The organism is Ensifer sp. WSM1721, assembly GCF_000513895.2.
Taxonomy (GTDB): Bacteria; Pseudomonadota; Alphaproteobacteria; order Rhizobiales; family Rhizobiaceae; genus Sinorhizobium.
In genome coordinates this window covers 497,786-518,768 of record NZ_CP165783.1, presented here as the reverse complement: position 1 = coordinate 518,768, position 20,983 = coordinate 497,786, and the positions used below count along the sequence as shown (strand labels likewise).

Annotated in this window: 6 protein-coding genes (1 of these 6 only partly in view); all 6 read right to left on the bottom strand. The window is 63.2% G+C overall.

Annotation, left to right across the window (positions count from 1 at the left end; translation table 11 throughout):
• Positions 1-6: 6 nt before the first annotated feature.
• The gene (locus M728_RS20060) at positions 7-264 is read right to left on the bottom strand and encodes a hypothetical protein (RefSeq protein ID WP_210163562.1); all 258 of its coding nucleotides are present in this window, start codon (positions 262-264) and stop codon (positions 7-9) included.
• Positions 265-712: 448 nt separating this feature from the next.
• Positions 713-997 carry a hypothetical protein gene (locus tag M728_RS20055; protein ID WP_198023384.1) on the bottom strand — a complete coding sequence of 95 codons (285 nt, stop codon included), beginning with the start codon at positions 995-997 and terminating at the stop codon, positions 713-715.
• A gap of 858 nt (positions 998-1,855) precedes the next feature.
• The gene (locus M728_RS20050; RefSeq protein ID WP_026620365.1) at positions 1,856-2,671 is read right to left on the bottom strand and encodes a hypothetical protein; all 816 of its coding nucleotides are present in this window, start codon (positions 2,669-2,671) and stop codon (positions 1,856-1,858) included.
• The gene (locus tag M728_RS20045; RefSeq protein ID WP_084044408.1) at positions 2,671-3,984 is read right to left on the bottom strand and encodes an HlyD family type I secretion periplasmic adaptor subunit; all 1,314 of its coding nucleotides are present in this window, start codon (positions 3,982-3,984) and stop codon (positions 2,671-2,673) included. The genes M728_RS20050 and M728_RS20045 overlap by 1 nt, the downstream gene beginning before the upstream one ends.
• Before the next feature lie 5 nt (positions 3,985-3,989).
• Positions 3,990-5,666: a type I secretion system permease/ATPase gene (locus M728_RS20040; RefSeq protein ID WP_198023385.1), complete on the bottom strand. Its 1,677-nt coding sequence runs from the start codon at positions 5,664-5,666 to the stop codon at positions 3,990-3,992.
• 155 nt (positions 5,667-5,821) lie between these two features.
• A protein-coding gene (locus tag M728_RS20035; protein WP_026620367.1) for a tandem-95 repeat protein crosses the window boundary here: on the bottom strand, positions 5,822-20,983 show its 3' portion. Its footprint extends 13,038 nt past the window's final position; the window shows 15,162 of its 28,200 coding nt (coding positions 13,039-28,200); the start codon falls outside the window, past its right edge; it ends in the stop codon at positions 5,822-5,824.

Here is a 20,983-nt window from a genome sequence, read left to right as displayed (position 1 = left end):
TTTCTATTACCCTACATTAATAATGTTTTTGCAGCTTCCAAATGAGACGTTAAATCTTCTACCGTTTATTTCCATCACTGCTTCGTACTTAATCATGTCGTACTCTGATTCAGCTTCCAGCCTCTTTTTTGGCTTCTGCTTGATAATTACCCACCTTGCTCTTTCAATTAAATCGTCGACAGAGGATGCATTTGCACGATAAGCAAGCGAAGGAACTTTCATCAACTCCTGAGCTGAAATGAGCTTTATTTCATCATCGCTCATTTGAACGTCGCAATTATCTATAGCAACCTGTCGTTCGTTCGCGAGCCAAAGCAAATAGGCAACGATCGCGACCGAGAAAGCCGCGCTGACAACAATGAAATTTGATTTCTTCACCCTTAGCTGCAAACGTTGATCCCTTCGGATTTCACCTAGTTTGTTGCTGCGATTTGAGCCCCGTTGGCAGCAAAGCCTCGGTCGATGGCACGCGCGCGGCCTTAGACAACATACGCCCCCCCGACAAACTCAGCACCCGCAGCTTTCATGGGCCGATCGGTTGCCTTGATGTTTGATCCTGTCGTCACGTGGATGAAAGAGTGGCTAGCGTTGAGGGTCGCTGCCCATTGCCGAACAGCGGCCACAAGCGCCAGAAACACCTTAGCCCTTCTCACGGGCGTGACAGTTAAATCCACAGCGATGACGTGGACTGTGACGCACAGCGGGCCATCGGTCAGCATGTAAGAGTCGCGATCGCCCAAGCGACACCGGCCGGTTTGCCTTTCCATACCGCGACCGGGCAAACCATGCGCGGCGGACGCGACAGAATGAGATCGAAATGCTCGTTCAGTTTCCAATCGGAGAACGCCTGATTGCGAAACACCGTCGCGGCATGGTGCTGGCGCATGATCCGTCTGACACCCTCGAGATCCTGCTCCTCGAACAGTCTCACCCTGACGCCGCTGGACTTCGCATTTACGCTCGCGTCACAGGAGTTTACGACTTGCTGAGTATCCATTTGAAAAGTTGTAGCCCCATTCCGAAGCGATGCAACAATGTGGCGACATTGTGGCAATGGCATTGCATCTTATAATTGAGCAGTCAATCAGAATCCTTCACGCCCGACGATGTTTCCCGAGGGCAGTTTTTGTACCCGCTTCCAGTAGTCTATCCGGCACCGCCCTACCTCTCATGCCCCGCATGTTCCACGCACCGATTCTGTGTCGCGTTCTTCGAGAAGACGCACGCGAAACCGCGCTCCTGCTCAGTCACTGCTGCAGCGTCCAGTTTTCCAGGAGGCTCCCTAACGTAGCTCATGTTTTAGGCATCTCGTTATATTTAAGAGGTTCTGGAAGTCGATCAGTTCGGGCACCGCTTCGCCCTTATAGTTGTGCCCTTAACGATTGCACGCAACCACAGCAAGGTAGATTTTCCTATCGCAACTACTTTTTTGCGCAAGTCGGATAGTTTCGTCACAGCGAGACGGTCGCGCCACCACGACAGCAAACTTCGGACTCCGGTGGTCTCTTCGTCAGAGATCGCGACGATTAAGCGACGGCACATTCTCGGCCTCTTCCGATGGACGATCGAGATCAACAGAGGGCCCTAGTCGCTCAACACCTTTGGCAATGGTCCTGGGGTGGACATCCAGTATGGGCTTTCCCGCGCCGAGAACGGTAATGCTTGACGCCTAGACGGAAACTTTGGCGTCCACGACTATCCACCAGCTATAGTAACCTTCCATCGACAATTCTTCACGGCCATCACTCAATCTTTACTTCAGAAGCTTCGGCTCATTTGGGCTTATCTGTTCACCTGCCATGAATTTCTTCTTCCTTATCGATTATTGAAATGAACCTATTGAGCATTGCTCAAGCTATCTGACTATCCAGCGCTCAAGCAGCGTCCGAATGCCAGCCTTGACGGCGCGCCATTGCGGCACACCGTTTTGTGGCAGCATTCCGTTCACGGTCAGGGAGAGATCACGGAACAGGAGGTCGAATTCACAAGCTGGCTCAGCCACCACGGGCGGGTAGCACGTAATTTTCAACTCGTCCCGCCCGTCCTCCAGGTTGACGAAGGTCGATTGTGAGTCATCCTCGGTGCCGAGGCGGTCGAGCTGGATCAGGCCGCCGTGCGCGAAGCTCAATCGATACTGGCCCCGGGCCAGCTCGATAAGGTTCTTGAACATGATAGCTGGAGGGACCGTATCAGCCGTCACCTCCTCCGCAAATGGCACCTTCACAAGAAACTCGTCGGCACCAGGTCTTGGCCTTCCCGGCTCCTGCGGTCGCCAATCAGGGTTGCCCCACGAATCGTCTTTCGGTGCGCGCAAATCAGGCATCCAGAAGGCGAATTCGAAGCGGTTCCGGACCGGGCCGCAATTGACGCGTTCGGGCGTTTTTCTTCCCGTGCCATAGGCGTATGGGACAGCGAAACGCCATTGTCCCATTCGGAATTTCACGGGGTAATTGGGATCGATCTCCAGTTTGCGAAAGGCCGCACCGAGATTGTCCTCGGGCTCCGGTTTGCAGGGATAGTCCTGAGCCGCCGCGGCGCCTGTGCACAGAAGCAATACCGCCAGCGATAAGCCCGAGCGAGCTGCCCGCCAAACGAAAGATTGCCGATGTCTGTCAGCAGACTTCCCCAAGATGAATCGGACTGCTCGTCTGCCCGCGAAGCTCCAAGGCATTATTGCTCTCGCATGGCATGAGCGATCTGGTCGGCAAGCGGCTTAAGGAGATAGCTCAGAACCGTACGATCGGCCGTCGGCATCACTGCTTCGACCGGCATGCCAGGGATGAGCCTTCGCTTGCCGAGCTTGGCCTTTTCGGCGGCCGGAACCGAGATGCGCACCCGGTAGAACGCCGCACCCGTCCGTTCCTCGACGACACTGGACGGAGAGACCTGGACGACCCGTCCGAAGATCTCCGGCGTCGTGCGCTCGTGGAAGGCGGGGAACCGCACAATCGCCCGGCGGTCGAGCGTAATTTCGTCGACGGAGCGCGTATCGGCGTTGACCTCGATCTCAAGGTCACCATCGGTCGGGATGATCTGCATGATCGCCTGGCCCTGCTGGACCACGCCGCCGATCGTGTGCATGGCGAGTTCGTGAATTATGCCGTCGATCGGGGAGCGGATCGTGGTGCGCTGCAACTGAAGGTCCGTAGCGAGAATCTGCTGCTGCATCTCGTCGATCTTGGCCTCGACCTCCTCGAGCTCCAGCGTGTTCTTCTCGCGCATCTGCTTGTCGACTTGCGCCCGGGCGATCTCGGCTTCGGAGATCGAATTCTCAAGGCGGGCGATCTCGCCGCCCTGCTCGGCAATCTGACCGCGCAGTTCGGCCGTCGCGCGTTCGATGCCGAGGAGCTGGTTCCTGGGGATCGCCTCCTGCTCGACCAGCCGCTGCAAGGATGCCTGTTCCTGCTCGTAAACCTCTATCTGCCGGCGCTTCTCCCGCCGCAGTCCGTCCGCACCTTCGATCTGGTTACGCAGTTGGGCTATCTTCTCGTCGAACTGGCTGATCTCGCCATCCCGCGTCTGGCGGCGCACCCGCATGAGGATACGCTGCTGCTCCATGGCAGGCTCGATATCCGTCAATTGGAACCGCTGAATGTCGATCTCGCGCGGCGGAGCAAAATCGATCCGGCTGTCGAGTTCGGCAAGCAATCGTGCCCGGCGAACGAGCGCATCGCGCAGCCGACCGCGATAGATCGCGAGGTTTGCGGCGATCGTCGTGCTGTCGAGCTCGATCAGCACGTCATCCTTGCGCACCACCTCGCCGGCGGAAATGTGGATGGCTTTGACGATGCCGCCGTCGGCGTGCTGGATCGTCTTCGGCTTGCCCTGGATGTCGACGGTCCCCTGGGCGATGACGGCGCCGGAAACTTCGGCGAAATAGGCCCAGGCAAGACTGCCGCCGAACAGGAAGGCGATGAGCGACAGGCCGAGAATGGCAGGGCCGCGGAAATTGGTGGAAGGGGCTCGCGTCTCGTTCGTCATCATCGTCCTCAGGCCACCCGCGTGACCTTGCGCAGAACCTCGGTTTTCTCGCCGAACTCAAGGCAGCGCCCTTCCTTCAACATTAGGATCTTGTCGACGGCGGCGATCGCACTGGGGCGGTGGGCCATCACCACAACGACGCAGCCGGCCTCCCGCAGCTTGAGAATGGCCTGCGACAGCGCCGTGTCGCCGTCGGCGTCCAGATTGGAATTCGGTTCGTCAAGCACAATCAGCCGCGGCTTGCGGAAGACGGCGCGGGCGAGCGCGACGCGTTGCCTCTGCCCCCCGGTCAACGGCGTCAGACCGTTGTCGACAGCTGTCGCGTACCCGTCCGGAAGGGACAGGATCATTTCATGTACGCCCGCCAGCTGGGCGGCCTCGACAATGTCCTCGTGGCGCGCATTCTGATCGAAACGGCTGATGTTCTGGGCAATCGAGCCCGAGATGAGATCGAACGACTGCGGCAAATAGCCGATATGGGGACCGATGCGCTCTCCGCCCCACTGCTCGAAGGTTGCGCCGTCAATTCGCACCGCTCCCTGATCCGGCATCCATACGCCGACCAGGAGCCGTGCCAAAGAAGACTTTCCCGAAGCCGAAGCGCCGATCACGCCGAGCCCGTCGCCCGGTTTTAACGCGAAGCTGACGCCAGCGATGATCGCACGGTTTTCCCGGCGGCCCGCCAGGCCGGGCGCGAATTTCGTCACGTTGTCGAAGAGGATGTTGCCGACGGGGGGCGGCAGCTCGACCACGGCTTTCGACGGCTGTGCCGCGTTGCGGGCCATGAAATCCCTGAGCCTGGAATAAGCAAGGCGCGAGCGCTTGAGCTGCTTCCAGCCGCCGATAAACTGGTCGATGGGTGCAAGCGCCCTGCCCGAGAGAATGGACGAGGCGACGATCGCACCACCGCTCAGTTCTTGCTGGATCACGAGATAGGCGCCGAGCGCAAGAATCGCCGATTGCAGGAACATGCGAAAGGCCTTCGATAGTGCCGTCAGGAACTCGGCTTTTTCCGATACCTCCTGCATGGCACCGAGCGCGTCGGCCCGAAGACTGCGCCAATAACGTCCGGTGCTGGCCACCATGCCCATGGCAACGATGCTGTCCGCATTGCGGAAGGTCTCGTCGGAGAAGCGGTTCTCGGCCATTTCCATCACGGATGCGCGCTGGGTGCCGCGCCCCGTCAGCCACTCGTTGAGCATGGCGATGATCGTGACGACCAGCGCACCGCCGGTGGCGAGCAGGCCAAGATCGAAATGGAGCAGGAAGACGACGACAAGATAGACCGGAAACCAGGGCAGATCGAACAGAACGACGAAGGCCGGGCTGCCGAGAAGGCCGCGGACGTTGGCGAGGTCCATCACCGGTTTGTAGCCGGGCGCCTGTGCCCCGCCCTGTCGCTCGATCCAGTTCTCGAAGATCGGCCGTGCCAGTCGGTCGTCGATCCAGTGGGAGATGCGCGACAGGATGCGCGCGCGGAGGAAGTCGAAGAGTGCCATCATCGCATAGAGTGCGATGACGAAGCCAAGCAGCGTGACGAGAGTCGGAATCGACTGGCTGGAGAGAACCCGGTCATAGACCTGCAGCATAAAGAGCGGGCCGGTCAGCATGAGGATATTGATAATGCCGCTCAGCGCGGCGGCCGCGATAAAGCCCTTGCGCACACCCTTGATGGCCTGTGCCACGGCGGACTCCCCCGCCCCGGACTCCGGTCTTTTCTGCATGAACCCTCTACTCGCCCCAACACATTTGCCGGAGCGGCGGGTTCAATCACCCGCCGCCCTTGTTTCAAGCACTTCACATAATGCCTCCCGAACTCGCCAGCGGTCGGAAAGCTGAATCAGTAGAATGTGAAGCTGTTCCGGTCGAGGGCGGCCAGCCGCGTCCCGCTGAGGAACAGCTCGTCCCCGTTTCCGAAGTCCAGCAGAACGCCACCGTTCTGCTCCTGGGCGTGGGCGAGGAGGTCGTCGAAATCGTCGATACCTTCGACGTCCAGGCTGATGCGATCGCCGAGCGTCGACCGGAAGTCGGCGATCGTGTCCGATCCGTCTCCGGTAGAGAAGGAGAACACATCCCGTCCCTGGCCGCCGTAGAGCGTATCATTCCCCCTGCCGCCGGTGAGACTATCGTTTCCGGCCCCCGCGAACATCTGATCGTCGCCGTCACCGCCTTCGAGCACGTCGTCGCCGGACAACGAGTACAGCAGATCGTTACCTGCGCCGCCGATCAAGCGGTCGTTGCCGAAGAAGGAGAGCAGCGCATCGTTGCCATTACCGCCGGACAGGAAACTGTCGCCGAACAGGCTGCCAAAGAGTGCGTCGGACCCGTTTCCGCCCACTTGGGAGTAGTCGTAGGGCACTTCGACCACGATGTTGACGGTCGCCGTCGCCGTTTCCTTGCCGTCGCTGACGACGTAGATGAACTGGTCGTTGCCGTAATATCCCCCCGCCGTGACGTAGGTGAAGTTGCCGTCGGTGCCCAGGCTGACCGAACCGTGAGCGGCCTGGCTGTAGCCGACAATCTTCAGCGCGTCGCCGTCGCCATCGGTATCGTTCGCCAGCAATCGGTCGGCATCGACCGTCAGCGGCGCACCGCTGCGCACTGTGAAGCCGCTGTCGTTGTTGGCCATCGGCGCGGCATTGCCAGGCTCGAAGGTGATGCGGAAGATATCCGAATTCTGTAAGGTGCCGTCGCTGGCGAGAATCTGGATATCCATCGTGCCCTGCTGCGCATAGGGCGCGGTGCCGGTGATCTTGGTGCCGTCGAATCTCATCCACGACGGCAGAGGCTGGCCATTGGCGAGCTTAGCCGCGAACTGCAGCGGATCGCCGTCCGGATCGGTGAAGGTCGCCGCCGGTATAGCGATCGTGAACGCCTGACCGGTAGTGATCGTCTTGTCCGGCAAGGGCGTTTCTAGAACCGGCGCATCGTTGATCGGATTGACCGTCAGCTTGAAGAAATCGGACGCCGTCAGCGAGCCGTCGGATGCCGTCACCTTGATATCGATCGAGCCGTTGAAGTTTTCCGGCGCCCGGCCTTGCAGGCGCAGGAGTTGCGGCTGGACGGTGATCCAGCTCGGTAGGGCCGAGCCGTCCGCGAGCGTGATCGAATAGGTGAGCGGATTGCCGTCGACATCAGAGAACAGCCCCTGCTGGAGAGTGATGTCGAAGGTCGAATCCTCATTGACGAAGCGGTCGGAGAACGGCGCCGAGATGACCGGCGCGTCGTTGACCGGGTCGATGACGAGGTCGAAGTCGCGGCTCGCCGTGGCCTGTCCGTCGCTGACGACCAGCGTCAGGCCGATGGTGCCGAAGAAGTTCGCCGGCGGCGTGCCGGTGAACCGCAGCGTCTGCGGGTCGAAGCTTAGCCAGCTCGGGAGCGGCGTGCCGCCCTGGCGCGTTGCCGTGAAGGTCAGCACATCGCCGTCGAGGTCGGTGGCAATATCCATCGGCAGAGTGAAGTCGATCGCGGCGTCCTCGGCCGAGTGCTCGGCCGGGATGCTGCCGATGACCGGGGCGTCGTTAACCTCATGGACCGTCACGACGACGGTTGCGGTATCCGTGAGTTGCTCGTCGCTCACCGTATAGGTGAATGAGAGGTCGCCCGTCCCATTCGCACCGCGCGTCAGAACGACGTTGCCGGCGCCGTCGAGTGTTGCGGTGACGTCCGGCCCACCGCTGACGGCAGTGATCGTCAGCGGATTTCCGTCCACGTCCGTGTCGTTGGCGAGCAGCGAGGCGATCGGGATAACGATCGGCTGGTTCCCCGTGACCTGGATCACGTCGTCAGCGGCGACCGGCGCATCGTTGACATTGGCGATGACCACCTGGAAGGCGCGTACGACACTGACGGTCCCATCATTGGCAACGACCTCGAGATTGAGGACGCCGGCAAAATCCTGCGGCGGATCGCCGAACAGGCCGCGTGTCGCCGGGTCGTAGACCAGCCAGGCCGGTAGCGGCGTGCCCTCGGCTCCGCGAACCGTGGTCGTAAGCGCCTCGCCGTCGATGTCGCTGAAGGCGGCTGCCGGTAGCTGCACGGCAAGGCGCGTGTCCTCGGTACCGTTGAGCGGGCCAAAGGCGGCGATCTCAGGCGCATCATTGACCGGTTGCAGGTTGATCGTGACCTTGGCCGTGCCGTTGTCGCCTGTGGAATCGGTGACGCGGTATTCGAAGCTGACCGGGCCGTTGCGATTGGCATCTGGCGTGAAGACCACATTGCCGGCGCCGTCGAGCGCCACCGTGCCGCCGACCGCGTTGAAGATGCCGGTAAGCGAGATGTCGTGGCCATCCGGGTCCTGGTCATTGCCGAGAAGCTGGCTGATCGGGATGACAACGGGCTGGTCTTCCCTGCCCGCGAATGTATCGTCGCTGGCAACGGGCAGATCATTGACCGGCCGCACCACCACCGTGAACGTGCTGGTCACCCTGTCGCCGGAACCGTCGCCGATCGTATAGGTCAGGATGGAGGTCCCGTTGGCGTCCGGAGCCGGGGTGAAGCGGATCATGCCGTTTGCCAGCGTCGAGACTCCTTCGCCGCTCGCCCCGATGAAGTGGATCGCCTCGCCGTCCGGATGAACGTCGTTGGCGATGAGCGTCGCAGGATCGATGTCGATGAAGGTGTCTTCATCGATCGTCCAGCCACTGTCGGGGACGGCGATCGGGAGATCGTCGTCGGGCTGAACGGTGATCGTGACAGTGCCCGTGGCTAAGCCGCCGTTGCCGTCGGCGATGCGATAGAAGAAGCCGGCATTGCCAAAATAGTCGGCCCGCGGTGTGAAGACCGCCTTGCCGCCCACGAGGGCGACCGAGCCGTTGACCGGATCGAGCACGCCGACGACCGACAGGCTGTCGCCGTCGACGTCGCTGTCATTGCCAAGAAGTGCTGCCAGATCGATCTCGATCGGCTGGTCCTCCGCCGTGACATAGCCGCTGTCGGCGCGGGCCACCGGCGCATCGTTCACCGGCAGGAAATTCACTGTGATGGCATTGGCACCGACCGTGTTTCCACGGCCATCCGTGATCCGGTAAGTGAAGGTGGCGATGCCGGTGTGATCGCCTTCCGGAGTCAAGCTCCAGCGACCGTCCGGCAGCTCGAACGCATGACCATCGACGCCCTGCTGGTCGATGACGACGAAACTGAAATCGTCGCCGTCCGGATCGTAGTCGTTGCCGAGAAGGTCGGCGATGCTGACAATGAAGGGCACGTCTTCCGTACCGGTGAAGCTGTCGGCGACAATTACCGGCGCGCGGTTGGTCGAGGCCACATCGACCGTGACCCGTCCAGTGTCGATGCCATCCACGTCGTCGGTGATCGTGTACTCGAACCAGGCCTCGCCGTCGAAATTGTGGTCGGGCGTGAAGAAGATCTCGCCATTGACCAGTTCGACCCTACCGTGCGCCCCCGCCGTGACGGAAATGATGCGCAGCGGATCATTGTCTACGTCGCGATCGTTCGCGAGAAGAGCCGCGGGCGAGATGACGAGGACCGTGTCCTCGACGCCGGATATCCGGTCGTCCACCGCCACCGGCGGGTCGTTGGCGGCAACGACGTCGATGTCGACATTAGTCGCGACGGTGCCTTCGTGATCATCGGTGATCGTGTAGGTGAACGCGTCCGGACCGGAGTACTGGCTGTCCGGCCGGTAGGTAATGGTGACACCCTCGTTGCCATCCACGTCGAGCGAAATCGTGGTGACGACGGTCGACATACTGTCCGTCGAGGTCACGTCGATGGCAAGCGTGGTCTTGGCGTCGAGCGGCGGCGTGCCGTGGATGCGGCCGGTCGCGGCATCGACGGAAAGCCAGGCTGGCAGGGCCGCACCGCCACGAAGCACGGCGGAATGGGTCACCGGACCGGACATGCCGTCAAGCGCCGGCATGTCGACCGAGATTTCCGGAATGTGCACCGTTAGCGTGCCGCTGACCGGCTCACCGATCGAAACGACGCGGATCGGATCGCCGTCGTCGTCACGGTCGTTTGCCAGGAGGTCGGCAAGCGAGAAGGTGAGCGTGCCGTCCTCGGCCACGCTGAATGCGTCGGCGAGCGCATCCGGCTTCTCGCGCTGCGCCGCGATGTTGATGACGATGACGCCCGGCTCGGCCGAAACCGCGCCCTTGACGTCGACCGCCGTGTAGGCGACGGCCACCATACCGAAGAAATCCTCGCCGGTGACGAGCTTGAGGCGCCCGTCCTCGATCACGAGGCTGAACCCTGCGCCGCCGCCGCTCGCCTGCGGCGGGTCGTCGACGATAAAGTCGCGGATCAGCGAGAAGGCCGGACGGCCGTCCTCGGCCGAGGCGCCCACTTCGATGCGCACCGGGACGCGGCCGACATAGACCTCGGGCGCGGTGCCGGAAAGCGACAGCGTCTCGGGATCGAACTCCAGCCAATCCGGCAGATCGAAGCCGGAGGTCTTCTCTGCCGAGACCGTCGCGTCCTCCGCCACCGGCAGGACGAAGAGGCCGTGCGCGGCGAAATACGGATCGCCGGCAAGCAGCGTGTTGATCGCCGGGTCGAGCGGCTGCGTCGGATCGATGAGGAATTCGACGGCAAAGCCGCTCTGCGCGGCACTCGTCGGCGCGAAGGCCACCTGGACGCGAGCGAGGCCGCTGTTGGCCGGCGGAGCGACGTCCGTATAGGAGAGTTGCCGCGTCGTCGGGTCGAAGGCGAGCCATGCCGGAAGGTCCTGGCCGGAGGCGAGCCTTGCCGACCACGTACCCTCCGACTGGCTGACTGCCATGAGGTTCGCGTCGTAGGTGATGCCGGCCGAAAGCGCCGCGGCATCGGTCGGATCGATGACGATCGTGTCCTCGAAGGTTAGGGTTTCGCCTTCCGCCGTCGTGTCGGAGAAGGTGAGCGCAAGCGTCAGCGCCTCGGTGACGCCCTGCGGCGGAATGCCGGTGAAGGTCAGCGTTTCGGCGTCGAAGACCAGCCAGGAGGGCACTTGCGAGCCGTCTGCCATGGCAAGCGAGACCGTGGCCGTCTGAGAGAGGAGAGGCGAGGACAGCTCGAAGCTTTCGCTCTGCTCGACGCGATTCGTGACATCGTTGGTGACGACGCCGAGCACCCACGCATCCTCGAAGAAAATGACGTCGCCGTCCGGCTCGATGTCGTTGGCGAAGGCTTCCGCCGCGAGGATCAGCACCGGCTGGTCCTCGGTGCCGGCCACGACGTCGTCGCGCAGGATCGGAGCGTCGTTGTCCGGCACGATCGTAATCGAGACGAATGCCTCGTCGAAGCCGCCGCGCCCGTCGGAAACCGTATAGATGAAGCCTGCCTGGCCATTATAGTCGGCGCGCGGCGTGAAGACGATCATGCCGTCCTCGTTGAACTCCACGTTGCCGTTCAGCGGGAAACGTTCGAGCGCGGAAATCACCAGCACATCGCCGTTCGGGTCGCTGTCGTTTCCGAGCAGCAGCGCCGGATCGATGATGATCGGCTGGTCCTCAAGGGTGGTAAAGCCACCATCATTGCGCGCATTCGGCGGGTCGTTGAGCGGAATGACGTTGATCTCGATGGTGCCCGTCGTACTTGCGCCGTGCTCGTCGGTAATCGTGTAGGTGAGGCTTGCCGCACCCAAGGCGTCGCCGGTGAAATCGATCGACACCGCGCCGTTTTCGTCCGTCACCAATGTGGCCGTGCCGTTCACCACATTGCCGAAGCCGGTGAACGAGAAGTCGTCGCCCTCGACGTCAGTATCGTTGCCGAGCAGCGTCGAGATGAGGATCGGCGTGTTCTGGCCTTGGCGCACCGTTATGCGGTCGCGGCCGATGTCCGGCGCGTCGTTGACGCCGACGAAGGTGAGCTCTACCTGCGCCGTCGAGGTCTCGCCGTTGCCGTCGGTGATCGTGTAGCGGAAGCCGGCGAAGCCATTGTGATTGTTGGAGGGAACGAAGACGACGTAATCCCCCTCGACGCGCGCGCTGCCGAAGGTCGCGTTTTCGAAAGCACTCGGATAGAGAGGCTGGCCGTCGGCGCCGATCGTCGGACCGAAGTCGACGATTGTCAGCGTATCGCCATCGACATCGATGTCGTTGGTGAGCAGCGCCGAGATCGGAATGTAGAGCGGCGTGTCCTCTATGCCGGTGAACACGCCATCATCGGCGGCCACCGGCGCGTCGTTGACAGGCAGCACGTTGACCTCGGCCCGCGCCGTAGATTCCCGGCCGAACTGGTCGCGAACCGTATACTCGAAATAGGCGTCTCCCCAGAAGTTCTGGGCGCTGCGGAAGGTGACGGAGCCATCGGCATTGAGCGTCGCGGTGCCGTTGACACCATTGGACACGCCGACGATCTCAAGGAACTCCGTCCCCTCGCTGGCATCGTTGCGGGTGAGCCTGTCGGCGGCGATGACGAGATCGACGTCCTCATCGGCAAAGCGGATGACATCGTCCACCGCGTTGAAGCGGCCGACGCGCGTCAGCGTATCGATATCGTCGCGGTCCCAGACGGTGCCGTCGGCGAAAACGATCTCCTCGAGCCCAGTCTCGCGGCCGAGGAAATGGCCGGAGACGAGCGCGGTATCGATCAACAGCCCGTCGTCGTGCTCCAGCTCGACCAGCAGGTTGTCGCCCTGGCGTACGAGGCTGATATCCGCGCGGCGGACGTCGGGGTCGAAGACCAGACGGTCGATATCCGCCGAGAGCCCGTTTTCCGCGATCGTATCGGCGCCGGAATCGTAGCCGAAGAGATAGGTGTCGGAGCCCGCATTGCCGGCGAGATGGTCGTCACCGAAGCCGGCCTCGAAGACGTCGGCATTGTCCGAGCCGATGAAAGTGTCGCCATGGGCCGAGCCGACAAGCTTCTCGATATCCGTCAACGTGTCGCCGGCCGCCTCGCCGGCATTGCCGGTCCCGAGCGTCAGGTTGACGCTGACGGCCTCCGTCGCCGAACCGTAATCGGCCGTGTCGAAGCCCTCGGCGCCGTCGATCGCGTCGGCGCCGAGGCCACCGCGGAAGACGTTGTTGGTCGCATCGCCGATCATCACGTCATTGTGGTAGCTGCCGACGATCAATTCGATCGAAGAGAAGACATCGCCCTGCGCATCGCCGCCGCCGGCGGCCGTGTTTGCGAGATTGATGGTCACCCCTTCGCTCGACAGCAGGTATTCAACGCGGTCGATGCCCTCGCCACCTTGCAGCACGTCGGCACCGCGGCCGCCCACCAGCACGTCGTTGCCGGCACCACCGATGAGCACGTCGTCGCCGCGCCCGCCGATCAGTACATTGGCGTTGCCGCCTCCTTCCAGCGTGTCGTCGAAGTCGCTGCCGGTGAGGTTCTCGATGCTCGCCAGCGTGTCGCCGGCCGCATCGCCACCCAAGGCCGTGCCTGAGAGCAACGAGGCTGCGACTGCTGCAAGTGAGGTCGAATAGTCGGCCGTGTCGGAGCCCTCTGCGCCATTCAGGATATCGGCGCCCTCGCCGCCTTCCAGCCGGTCGTCGCCGAGCCCGCCTTCGAGCGTGTCGGCGCCGGCGCGGCCGCGCAGGACGTCGCTGCCCTCACCGCCCGACAGGGTGTTGTCGGCGGCGTTGCCGGCAAGCTCGTCGGCAAAATGTGAGCCGAGGAAGGCCTCGATATTGAAGTAGAGGTCGCCCTGGGCATAGCCGCCCTGACCGATCAGCGCCTGCAGGTCGGCGCGGATGCCGATGTTCGAGCCGCTGAAATCGACGGAGTCGAAGCCGTCGCCGCCGTCGATGCGGTCGGCCCCGTCGCCCGCGATGATGATGTCGTCACCCTCGCGGCCGAAGATATCGTCGTCGCCGCCGAGATCCTCGATCCGTTCGCCGAGATGCGTGCCTATCAGGAGATCGCGTGTCGCCGTGCCCGTAATGGTCGCGGCGTGCTGGCCGGTCACGACCGCTGCCACCGTGCCGTCGTCCTCGACGCCATGCTCGTCGGCGATCGTGTATTCGAAGGACGTTGCGCCGGAGAAGCCGCGGTCATATTCGATGACGACGAATTCGCCATTGTAGATTGACGCCGTGCCGTGCTGCAGCGCGTTCACGCCGATGAAGCGCAACAGGTCGAAGTCGCGCGGATCGAGATCCACGTCGCCGTCGTTGGCCATCAGATCGGATATGCGCAGCACCAGCGGCCGGTCGAGCGAGGTGGAGCCAAAGTCGGCCGCCGCCGTCGGCGCGTCGTTGACCGGGATGATGACGACCGAGACCGTTGCCGTATCGGTGCCGTCGGCATCGTCCGTCACCGTATAGGTGAAGCTGCTCTGCTGGGTGCTGTTCAGCGCCGGGGTGAAGAGGATATCCCCTTCAGGCGTGAACGAGACGGAGCCGAGCGCGCCGAGTCCACGAGCGATCGAGACGATGCGCAGCGGATGCCGGTCGATATCGGTGTCGTTGGCCAGGAGCGCGGCGACCGGAATGACGGTCGGCACGTCCTCGTAGATGGTGATCGTATCGTCCCACGCGACCGGCGGCGCATCCCCGACCGGCGCAAAATAGAGCGTCACGACCGCATCGTCGACGAGACCGCCCTCGTCGGAAATGACATAGCGGAAGGTCGCCTCGCCCCAGAAGTTCTCGTCCGGCGTAAAGCGGATCGTGCCGTCGCCGAGCAGTTCCGCGGTGCCGTTGTCCGAATAGCTGATCGTCTCGATCGTCAGCGCGAAGCCGTCGATGTCGCGATCGTTGGCAAGGAGATCGGCGATGTTGATGATGAGCGGCGTGTCCTCGGTGCCGCGCAGGTAGAAGCCGCCCGCCTCCTTGTAGCTGTCTTCCCGGGATTCGGGCGCGTCATTGACCGGATCGACCTGCACGTCCACCCGGGTTTCGACGAGGCCGCCCTGGCCGTCGTCGACCGTGTAGAAGAAGTGTGCTTGGCCGTAGAAGTTCGCGGCCGGCGTGAACAGGACCGTCTGGTTGTCGAAGAGCCGAACGCTGCCGCCGTGGCCGCTGCGTACCGATGCAATGCTCAAGAGGTCGCCGTCACGCTCGATGTCATTGGCCAGAAGCGAGGCGGCTGTCAGCAGAAGCGGCGCGTCCTCGTTCGTCGTGACGCTGTCGGCGGCAGGCTCCGGATCGTTGTTGACCGGCCGGACATTGACGGTGACTGTCGCCGTGTCAGTCGCGCCGGAAGCATCCGAGACGGTGTAGGAGATCGTCGCCTGGCCGAAGAAGAACGGCGCTGGGCGCACGACGATGTAACCGTCGGCCGTCAACTCCGCGATCAGTTCGGGCGTGCTCGTGACGCCGGTCACCCGCAGCCTGTCGCCATCGATATCGACGTCGTTGAGGAGCAGTGTCCTCGTGTCGATCTCGAACGGCACATCTTCGTCGGTGGCAAAGCCGCTGTCGTTGCGCGCATCCGGCGCATCGTTCTGCGGCGTGACGTTGATGTAGACGACGCCCTCCGCACGGCCGCCTTCCGGCGTGTTGGCCACATAGCGGAAGGAGGCGAGACCGTTGAAATTCGGCGCGGGCGTGAAGCTGATCTGGCCGTTGCTGGCCAGGCTTACGTGGCCGTTCACCGAGTCGAGCACCTGCGCGACGATCATGCGGTCGCCGTCGATGTCGTTCGAGAGCAGCCGCTCGGCGGAGATTTGCAGGAAGCCGTCCTCGGCCACCTCGAAGCCGTAGTCGTCCTTCGCCTGCGCCAGTGGTGTGACGCGCACGCTCACGGTGGCGGTGGTGAGGCCGTTGCGACCGTCGGACACCGTGTAGGTGAATTGTGCCGGGCCGGTGTAACCGGCATGCGCCGTCACCACGATGTTGCCCTGCGCGTCGATCTCGGCGTCGACATTGGCGTCGCCCGTCACGGCAATGACGGAGAGCGTGTCGCCATCGGCATCGAAGTCGTTAAGCAGCAACTCGGCCCTGGAGAGGATCAGCGGTGCATTGGTCTTGAATGAGTAGATGCCGTCCTCGACCGCAACCGGCGCCTTGTTTTCCAGGAGGTCGAGGATCGTCTGGCGCGTCCAGACGACGCCGTTGGAAAACACGATTTCCTCGATTCCGGAACCGTCGGTGGCCAGCATATCGCGGATGGTGATCGAATCCTGGCCCGTGGCGAAGGTGAGCACGACGTCGTCGCTCGCCTTGAACAGGCGCGAAACCGCGGTTTCCATCGACAGGAGATCGCTCAGCACAAGGCGGTCGCCAAGGCTGGTCGAACTGTCCTCGATCGTGTCCTGACCATCGCCCTTGGCGAAGCGGTAGGTATCGGCCCCCTGGTAGCCGATCAGCCAGTCGTTGCCGCCGAGGCCGTTCAAGAGATCGGCGCCGTCGAAGCCGCGGATGGCCTCGCCTTGCTGCGTGGCGGCGTGGCGAAGCACGGCCGCGCGCATCTCGGCGAGCGTCCATGTGAGGCCGTCGGAGAAGGTGATCGTCTCAATGCCGTTGCTGCCGCTCGCAAGCGTGTCGGCCAGCGTGAGGCGGTCCTGTGCGCCTTCGAAGCGCAGGACGAGGTCGAAGCCCTCCGGTGGGCTGCGGCGGGCATAGACGAGATCGGTGGAGGCGATATCGTTGAGGACGAGCCGGTCGCCGGCGCTGTTGCTGTCGTCGGCGATACGATCGTCGCCGTCGCCGGCCTTGTAGTGGTAGGTATCGCTGCCCGCTCCGCCGATCAGGAGGTCGACGCCGGCGCCGCCGCGGATCGTGTCAGCCGCATCGCTGCCGATGATCTGGTCGTCGCCGCTGCTTTCCGAGCCGAAGACCAGCGAAGCCTCGATCGTGTCGATCGAGATGGTCTCGCCCGTATCAACGATGACGACGCTCTCGATCCGGTCGGCTGTGCCGTTCACGAGGCCATTGATGATCGTGATGGTCTCGCCCATCGTGCCGAGCCGGATGATGAGATCCTGTCCGTCGCGGCCACGCCGGGTGAAACTGATCTCGCTCGCTGCGTAACCCGAGATTTCGAGCCGGTCGATGCCATTGCCGGCATCGCGGATCGTGTCGGAGCCGTCGCCGCGCGTGAAGCGGTAGACGTCGTCCCCGTTGCCACCCGACAGGTAGTCGTCGCCGGCAAGGCCGACCAAAGCGTCGGCCGACGAGGTGCCCGTTAGGCGGTCGTCGTCCGGCGTCGCGACGTTGCGTATCGCCAGATCCTCCATCATCGCCTTGGTCCAGACCGTGCCGTCGTCGAACCGCACGGTCTCGATGCCGGTCAGCGAGGATGCAAGGAACGAATTGCGGATGGTGATGCGGCCGGCATCGCCGGCTCCTGCCGCGGACTCCGCGATGAGCAGGTCGAGATCGTCGCCGACTCCACGCCGCACCTGGATCGAGCCCGGATCGATGCCGACGAGCACAAGAACGTCGCCCGCTTGGCTTTCCCCGTCGATGATCAGGTCGTAGCCATCGCCGCGCGTATAGGTGTAGGTATCGGCCCCGTAACCGCCGTTCAGCACGTCGTTGCCGCGGCCTCCGACGAACTGGTCGTCGCCGCCGAAGCCGTTGATGGTATCGTTGCCCGCCGTGGTCCGGCCGGCCAGGATCTTCGCCTTGATGTCGGCAATCGTCCAGACGGTGCCGTCGTCGAAACGGAATTCCTCGATCTGGTCTTCGCCGCTCTGGTCGAGCGTGTTGACAATCGTCAGTTCGTCCTCGCTACCGGCAAAGCGAATGACCAGCGAATCCGCCGGATAGCGGCTTTCGCTGAAGATGAGATCGGCAGGCGCGTAGCCGCGGATGACGACGACGTCGGTATCGGCGTTGCCGTTGTCTTCGATGACATCGCGGCCGTCACCACGATTGAAGACATAGGTGTCGCTGCCATCGGCGCCGTGCAGATGGTCGTCGCCGCGCCCACCCGTCAGCGTCTCCGACGTGCTGAAGCCGGTCACGACGTCGTCGGCATGCGTCTGCGACTGCTCGATTGCTATGCGCTGGTAGTCGGCCAGCAGCCAGGTCGTTCCGTCGTCGAAGACGATGCTTTCAACGCCGCGCTCGAAATAGGGGTTGAGCGTGTTGACGATGCGGATCATCCCGCCGTCGCCCGCACCCGCCGCGCTCTCGGCTATTGTCAAGATCGCGTCGGAACCATCGCGCACCAGGCGCACGTCGGCAACCGCAATGCCTTGCAAGCGGAGCTTGTCAGCCGTGCCTCCGAACGTGCCGCTCTCGTCGACGACGTCGAACCCGTCGCCGCGCGTGTAAATGTAGGTGTCGTTGCCCTCGCCGCCGAAGATGCGGTCATCACCGTCGCCACCTTCAAAGGTATCGGCAGTGGTGAACCCGAAGATGTCGTCATCGCCGGCCGTCGTCCGGGCTGCGATCGCCGCCTGCCGCAGCGTGTTCATCGACCATGTCGTGCCATCGGAGAACTGGATGGTCTCGAGGCCGCGCTCGAAATAGGGGTTGAGCGTGTTGACGAGACGGATTCGTCCCCCGTTGCCCGCGCCGGGCGCACTTTCCGCGATGAACAGGATCGCATCTGCGCCATCCGAACGCACCGAGACCGCGGAAGCGGTAACATCGGCGAAGACGAGCTTGTCCGCCGTGCCGCCGAAGGTGCCGCTCTCATCGATCACGTCGTAGCCGTCGCCGCGACGGTAGGTGTAGGTGTCGTTGCCTTCGCCGCCGATAATGACGTCGCTACCCCCGCCGCCTTGCAACGTTTCGCCCGCCGACGAGCCGAGGATCGTATCCCCGCCCGCGCTCGTCTGGAGGTCGATCGCGCGTGCGCGCACCATGTCAGGGGTCCAGATCGTGCCGTCGTCGAAGACGATCGTCTCAACACCGCGCTCGAAATAGGGGTCGAGCTGCTGGTAGATACGGATGCGACCACCGTCACCAGCACCAGGCGCACTTTCGGCAATGATCAGAATCGCATCGGACCCGTCCTTCCCCACCGTCACCTGGGAGGCGAGGACTCCGTGGAGCACGATGGAATCCGCCGTGCCGTCGAACGTGCCCGTCTCGTTGACGGAATCGGAGCCGTCACCGCGATTGTAGACGTAGGTGTCGTTGCCCGAACCGCCGATCAGGGCGTCGTTGCCGGCGCCGCCGGCGAGCGTGTCGTTGCTCGAGAAGCCGTAGATGACGTCATGGCCCGCGGTAGCGCGGCTGGTGAGCAACGCGGCGCGGATTCCGGGCATCGTCCAGACCGTGCCATCCGCGAACTCGACGCGCTCAACACCGGCCTGGCCGCTTTGAACCATCGATTGCAGGACCCTGATGACGCCACCGTCCCCTGCCCCGGGGCTGCTTTCCACAATGGTCAGGACGGCCGTATTGCCGTCCGCGCGCACCGTGACCGCCGTCGGCAGCACGCCCGCCAGCACGAGCCGGTCGGCAGTGCCGCTGGAATTGCTCTCGTCGATGATGTCGCTGCCGTCGCCGCGCGCCCAGCGGTAGGTGTCGTTGCCACCTCCGCCGGCAAGCAGGTCGACGCCGCCATTGCCGGAAAGCGTATCGTCACCGCTCGAGCCGACGATGGAATCGGCGTAGGCTGTGCCGCTATACGCGACCGCGCCGATGATTGCTGCTTTGCTGATCGTCGAACCATCGGCGAACCGCACCGTTTCCACGCCGCGGGATGTGAGTGACGTGTCGAGCAGCGCGTCGATCAGGATCGACCCGCTGTTACCGGCGCCGGGCGCGGTCTCCGCAACGCGGATTTCGACGCTGGAGCCGACACGGTGATAGGAAACGGAGCCCGGGGCGATGTCGGCAAGCACCAGCATATCGTTGCCGCCGTTGGCGAGCGTATCGATCGTGCGGTTGCCGTCGCCGCGCTCGTAGGTGAAGGTGAGGTTGCCGTTCGCGCCGACTGTGTAGTCGACGCCGCCGGCTGCCCCGCCTTGGTTGCCGGCTTCGGCTTCGTTCATCAGCGTTTCGATCGACACGTCTTCGCCATCGGCAAAGCGGATCGTGTCCACGCGGGTGTAGTCCGCCGCGTCTGCATGGAAGGCGTTCTTCAGGGTCACCGAGCCCGCCAGGCGGCCAAGCGCGGCGTTCGCCTGCACGGCGCCGATCAAGTCGTCGCCGCTGCGCATCCAGCGTACGCCATCGCGCGGAATGTCGGCGAACTGCAACACGTCGCTTGCCGATTCGGCGTAGGAGGTCGAACCGTCTTCGACGATGACGTCGTGGCCGTCGCCGTTGCGGTAGATATAGGTGTCGGCATGCGAGCCACTCGCCTGGATATGGTCATTACCCGCGCCGAGTTCGTAGGCGAGGGCTGGCCCCGCATTGACCACCGTGTCGTCGCCCGACGTCAGTTGGCCCTCGACAAAGGCGCGAGCGAAATCCATCTCGCCCCAGACCGTCCCGTCCGCAAAGGTGATCGAGTTGAGGCCCATAATGCCAGAGGACCGCCAATACCCGTCGAGGATGCGGATGCTGCCGCCATCGCCTGCACCCGTCGCAGATTCGCCAATCTTGACGATCATGTCGTCGGCGTGCCGGAGGATCGAGACCGAAGCGACATTGATGTCGTCGAACACGATATTCAACTCGGAAGAGCGGGGTTCGACGATGTCGTGGCCGTCGCCGCGCGCATAGACGAGTGTATCGATGCCGTCCCTCGTGTTCAGGATGTCGTTGCCCTGGCCCGGCTCGAAGACCTCGTCGAGCGCCGAGCCATAAACGGTGTCGTCGCCGGCCGTTTCCGAACCTGTCCGCAGTTGCTGGGCAAGGTCGGCGGCCTCCCAGACCGCACCATCATCGAAGAGGATGCGAAGCCCCTGGAATTCGCCGGTATATTCCGCCGCGGAAAGAAGGGTGATCGACCCGGCGTCCGACCCATCCGGCAGCCGGCCGGCGATCGTCAGCAGGATATTGCCGTTGGCAATGCTAGCCGTGACCTCCGCTTCCGCGACGTCGTGCAATACGATCTCGCCGGCGCTCTCCCCGGAAGAGTATTCCGCGTCCTGATAGGCGTCGTGGCCATCGCCGCGGGTATAGACGTAGGTGTCCCGCCCCTCCCCGCCCTCGGCATAGTCGTTGCCGCGGCCGAGTTCGATCACGTCCTCGTCAACCGTGCCCGTGAAGCGATCGTTGCCGTTCGTCGGCGGATTCGGAATGTCAATGCCGTCGGGCTC